We start from the raw sequence: 4,969 nt of genomic DNA, 5'->3' as shown, positions 1-4,969 counted from the left end.
CGGGTCCCCAGCAGGGCGTACGGGAAAATTTGAAAACGAATTATACCCCAGAAACCATCTACACTCTGTTCTATCGTAACCTGCTCGGATCGCCGGCTGGGAAAAAAAAGGAATCTGAAATTTCGGCCCTCCCCTGCAGGGTCTGAAAGGAAAGCGAGGATCCAAAAAACCTTCAGGGCACTGTCATGGACGACAAATCTCCGATAACGGTCATCGATTACGGTGTCGGGAACATCGCCTCGGTACTCAAGATGATCCGTTTCGTGGGAGGCGACGCCGAGGCTTCAGCATCGCCGGATACTGTGAGAAATGCCCGCATGCTCATTCTTCCGGGAGTCGGATCGTTCGATGCCGGCATGATCGCCCTGCACAAAACTGGCATGGATGCCGCAGTGAAGGATGCCGCTGCTAATGGAGCAACAATCCTCGGCATATGCCTTGGAATGCAGCTATTCATGGAATCGAGCGAAGAGGGAACGCTTGGAGGACTCGGTCTTGTCAGGGGCAGGGTGAAAAAGTTATTGCCGGAGAACCAGAGCCTCCGCGTACCCCACATGGGCTGGAACATTGTCCGCCCGGCCCGGCCATCCCGTATCTTCGAGGGGAATTCTGAAGAGCAGCGGTTCTATTTCGTTCACTCGTACTATGTCGAATGCGATGATCCGCAGGACATCGTTGCGATCACCCGGTACGGAAGGGATTTCACGTCAGCAATCGAACACGACGGCCGCATTATCGGTGTCCAGTTCCATCCGGAGAAGAGCCACCGTTTCGGGATGAATCTTTTCCGCCGGTTGCTGGGGGCCACCTGATGCTCCGCACCCGCGTCATCCCCTGCCTGCTCTTAAAGAACCGCGGCCTTGTCAAGACTATATCATTTGCCGATCCGAAATACGTAGGGGATCCCATCAATGCGGTCCGCATTTTTAATGAGATGGAAGTAGACGAACTCATCCTTCTCGATATTGAGGCATCAAAGAAAGGGACCCCACCGGATTTCGAACTCATACAGGACATCATCAGCGAAGCGTTCATGCCTATTGCATACGGCGGGGGGATCCGTCGGGCGGAAGAGGCGCAGCGCCTTGTCAGCCTTGGAGTAGAGAAGGTTGTCGTGAACTCGGCCATCCTCAGGAATCGCGGTCTGGTTCATGAGATCTCCGAAAAACTCGGGGCCTCGAGTACAGTAGTCGCAGTGGACGTAAAAAAGGACTGGCTGGGACGGTATCGCGTCTACGACACCCTCGCGGGAAAAACCACAGACAAGGACCCGCTCGCCTACATCCGCGAGGCTATCTCAGGAGGCGCCGGGGAAATCTTCGTCAACGATGTTGCCAGGGAAGGGACCGGGAAAGGATATGATATCGACCTGATTCGTACTCTTGCGCCGGAAATCAGTGTCCCGCTCATAGCTTGTGGAGGGGCCGGGATTCCTGAACATTTCCGAAAAGCCGCTGATGCCGGCGCCTCAGCTGTTGCCGCAGGAAGTATGTTCGTGTACATGGGCAGGCATCGGGCAGTAATGATTAACTATCCTCCACAGCGAACGTTAGAAGGGATCTTCAAAAATGGTTGAATACCGGATCTGCACCCGCTGTGTGATGGATACAACTGCCTGCGATATCACCTTTGATGAGCAAGGGGTCTGTAATTATTGTACGGAATACCTGGAGAAACTTACTGCCGCAAAGGCGACCGTTGCAGATCACCAGGCACACCGCGAGAAGTTCATCGCAAAAGTCAAGGCTGATGGCAGGGGCAAAGAGTATGACTGCATTGTCGGGGTTTCTGGGGGCGTTGACAGTTCCTACGCACTTTACCTTGCAGTCCATTCAGGCCTTCGCCCGCTCGCTGTCCATCTCGACAATGGCTGGAACTCGGAACTTGCCGCTCACAATATCGCGAGTATGGTTAAGCACCTCGGTGTCGATCTTTATACCCATGTTATCGATTGGGAAGAGAACAAGGATCTCCAGCTCTCGTTCTTTAAAGCAAATGTCGTGGACATTGAACTTTTAATGGACAACGCGATGATTGCCCTCAATTTCCAGCAGGCTGCAAAATATAAACTGAAGTACCTTCTCTCCGGTTGTAACAGCGCAACAGAAGGAATGCGTATTCCCCCGCACTGGAATAATTTCAAGTACGATGCCTACAACATCCAGCAGATCCACAAGCGTTTTGGTACCGTTCCCATCAAGACGCACCCGCTCATTGGATCGTTTGATTTCATCCGGTTTACTGTTATTAACCGTATCAAGTGGATTGCATTTCTCGATTACTTCACGTACAACAAGGCCGATGCGCTCGCGCTCCTCCAGAAGGAATTTAGTTATAAGCCCTACCCATTCAAGCACTATGAATCGGTGTTTACCCGCTTTTACCAGGGGTATATCCTGCCCCGGAAATTCGGATATGACATCCTCCGGGTGTACCTGGCGACTCTGGTCATGAGCGGCCAGATGACCCGTGATGAAGCCTTAGAAAAGCTGAGTAAACCTGCCTATCCCGATCCCCGACAGGAGGAACAGGACAAAATCTTTGTTATGAAGAAACTGGGTTTTACACCAGAAAGCTTTGATAAATATATACAAACTCCAGCAGTACCTCACGAGTACTACGGCTCAGAAAAGTGGATCTCCGAGATCCTGCTTGGGCTCAACAGGAAACTCCATCTGGTCGATCTCGGATAAGATTATTCCCTTTTTTCTCGTCTGAATTTTCCCAGTAACCCGACTCTCCTTTTGCCACATATCCCACAGAAATAACAACGCAGAAGCGGTGACGAATTGCAAATACCAGGTTATTGAGACAGGTTTTCTGAATGCCAAAAAAAGGATCAATTGCGAATGACGTTCTTCAGATTATCCCCATCTCACTCAGCCTTGCCGGCAAATACTTCTTCGTCACGAAATCCAGCCCCCGCGCCGCAAACGCCTGCTGTTCTGACTTCAGGTTCATCTCCAGCTGCAGATTAATCTCCTTCTTCCAGTAATCTGTAGCAAACCGGGGATCAGTCAATTCAGACTTCAACGCCTCGACATCCTTCTCCGTCAGTTTATCCGAAGGCAGATTGTAATCCCGGATATCACTCGGCCTCAGCCCAAGGAACTGTGCCTTCGGCGTGGCAAGCAGCTCGGACATATGAGCGCTCTTGATAGCACCGTACGCAACGGACCCGTAAATACGGTAGGACCACGGGTCGCCATCCGTGAAAACAAGGATCGGCAGGTCCCACGTCATGCTCATCCGGTTGAGCATCCGCCGTGTCGATCGGGCTGGCTGCCCCTTGAGATGGACGAGGACCGCATTATGCTCCTCGTCAAACCCGTTCTCGATGAGACGGTCGTACATACCACCGGTCTCGATGGCGATGACGAACTTTGCATCATGGTCCACGAACTCAATGTTCTCGACACTGTTCGGGATCGTGTATCCCGCCTGCCCGACATCATCCTGGCAGTGGATGGTTTTCATCCCCCTCCGTGTCTCCTCACGGATGCGTATCGGACCGTAAATCGACGCCCCGTTCTCCTCAGGGTGGAGGTGGAAGCCTTCCCGCGGGACATCGGAGAGGATTTCCAAATCTTCGATAAGGTAGTTGCTCTCGTCCTGCGCCCCGAATTTCGCGCGCTTCCAGCCCTCCGAGATATAGTACATTTCTCTCAGTGTTGACGAGCGGTTCTCTCTGAGCTGCTGCTTGATGAAGCCGATGACATAGGCCATCTTTAAGAGATGGGTCGCGCTCTTGGCAGAAGCAGCATTCCGGAGGCTCTCCTTGTCGCCGTACTTCCAGACCTCGCTCGCATCGTCATACTCGATGTTGTACTTGGTCCTGCTCGGCAGGGAGATGGACGGGATCTCGCCGGCATTCATCTGGTCGTACCACGCGCTTGCGATATTGAGCAGCGAGATAATCGCTTTCTTCTCAAGTTCCTCTCTAGACATCGAGGTCCACCACCATCTTCTTGCTATCGTCTATCCCGCGTATATCCAGAATCCCGCCGCCTTTGCCGGAATACGTGACCTGCCAGGTTGACTTCGAAGGGATCGTCATCTTCCAGACCTTGGTGAACTGCCCGTCCATCTCGCTCACGAAGTCCGCCTTTGGCTCAGCGTCAGCTGCATTATCAGCGGAGATGTCGTATGCAGAGATCTCGCCCTCGAACCCGCTATAATTCGCCAGTTCGATGATGACCTTGCCCTCGCGGGTCGACTTCTTGGCGATCAGTTTCCGCATCAGTTTTCCCTCAATCGGAGTGGTGTCCACGAGAGGTTTCTCCACGATCTCGCTGACCTTTGCGGATAACTCGGGGATGATGGCGCAGACCGCCCGCGCCCGGTCCTCGGCCAGTTTGCTCCGGTCCCGGCGGGACAGGAATGTCTTGAGCTCCCGGCCCAGGTCCTGGAGGGCGAGCACGATCTCCTTCTCGATCTCCGGGATGCTCGCAATGGCATCCTTGCTCTCGCTCGTGAAGGGGACATTGGTCGAGGCAACGTGGACAAGGATCAGGACCGGTCCCGTGGGCAGCCCCTGCTGCGAAAGGTTGTAGGACTTCCAGTTGACATTCGTAATGCATTCCGTGATGGCGCAGGCACCCTGCTGGTACATGAGCGGGACGCGGTTCGCGAACCGGAGGATTATCGCGTTCCCTTCTGCGGGAAGCTTTCCCCCGTACCCGATAGCTGCCTCGACCATGAACGGGTGACCGGAGAAGACAGAGCTCGGCCGCGTCCGGGCGGAGACAAAGTCCATCTGGAACTCCTTATCGAGCCCGCGCCGGATTAATTCCTCGCCAATGGGGGAGAGGCACTGTGTCGTGGGAGGTGCCGGCACAGAAACCTCCTGCATGGCGGCAAGCAGGGCTTTCTGCTGATCCACAGAGAGCCCCTGGACCTCAAGGGTCCCCTTGAGCCCCGCGCGGTCGCACATCTCCTGCGCGGTCTTCTTCCCTGCGCGGCTGAAACC

5 protein-coding genes are annotated in these 4,969 nt (G+C 54.1%); 3 read left to right on the top strand and 2 right to left on the bottom strand.

The annotated features are described in order from the left end of the window. Window positions 1-185 precede the first annotated feature (185 nt). The 3 genes from hisH to CW742_RS07105 are packed head-to-tail and all read left to right on the top strand — an operon-like array spanning window position 186 to window position 2,693. Window positions 186-812 (top strand): imidazole glycerol phosphate synthase subunit HisH, encoded by a 627-nt coding sequence (gene hisH / locus CW742_RS07115; RefSeq protein ID WP_292418433.1) that lies wholly within the window; start codon window positions 186-188, stop codon window positions 810-812. Then, on the top strand, window positions 812-1,576 hold the full coding sequence (locus CW742_RS07110) for an AglZ/HisF2 family acetamidino modification protein (RefSeq protein ID WP_292418431.1): 765 nt from the start codon (window positions 812-814) through the stop codon (window positions 1,574-1,576). The genes hisH and CW742_RS07110 overlap by 1 nt, the downstream gene beginning before the upstream one ends. After that, window positions 1,569-2,693, top strand: coding sequence for an N-acetyl sugar amidotransferase (locus CW742_RS07105; RefSeq protein ID WP_292418429.1), 1,125 nt, complete (start codon window positions 1,569-1,571; stop codon window positions 2,691-2,693). The genes CW742_RS07110 and CW742_RS07105 overlap by 8 nt, the downstream gene beginning before the upstream one ends. Before the next feature lie 166 nt (window positions 2,694-2,859). Here the strand turns inward: CW742_RS07105 and CW742_RS07100 are convergent, their stop codons facing one another. Beyond that, window positions 2,860-3,948: a DNA topoisomerase IV subunit A gene (locus CW742_RS07100; protein ID WP_292418426.1), complete on the bottom strand. Its 1,089-nt coding sequence runs from the start codon at window positions 3,946-3,948 to the stop codon at window positions 2,860-2,862. Then, window positions 3,941-4,969 (bottom strand): DNA topoisomerase VI subunit B (locus tag CW742_RS07095; RefSeq protein WP_292418423.1); only part of this gene is annotated, 1,029 nt, incomplete at its 5' end. The genes CW742_RS07100 and CW742_RS07095, both read right to left, overlap by 8 nt.

This window comes from Methanoregula sp. (assembly GCF_002835825.1).
Lineage (GTDB): Archaea > Halobacteriota > Methanomicrobia > Methanomicrobiales > Methanospirillaceae > Methanoregula.
The sequence above is the reverse complement of the archived record's forward strand: the minus strand, read 5'-3'. Positions and strand labels throughout refer to the sequence as shown.

Excerpts from the sequence above, each read along its gene's own strand:
- hisH (WP_292418433.1), top strand. The coding sequence starts at position 186 with ATGGACGACAAATCTCCGATAACGGTCATCGATTACGGTGTCGGGAAC.
- CW742_RS07110 (WP_292418431.1), top strand. The coding sequence starts at position 812 with ATGCTCCGCACCCGCGTCATCCCCTGCCTGCTCTTAAAGAACCGCGGC.
- CW742_RS07100 (WP_292418426.1), bottom strand. The coding sequence starts at position 3,948 with ATGTCTAGAGAGGAACTTGAGAAGAAAGCGATTATCTCGCTGCTCAAT.
- CW742_RS07105 (WP_292418429.1), top strand. The coding sequence starts at position 1,569 with ATGGTTGAATACCGGATCTGCACCCGCTGTGTGATGGATACAACTGCC.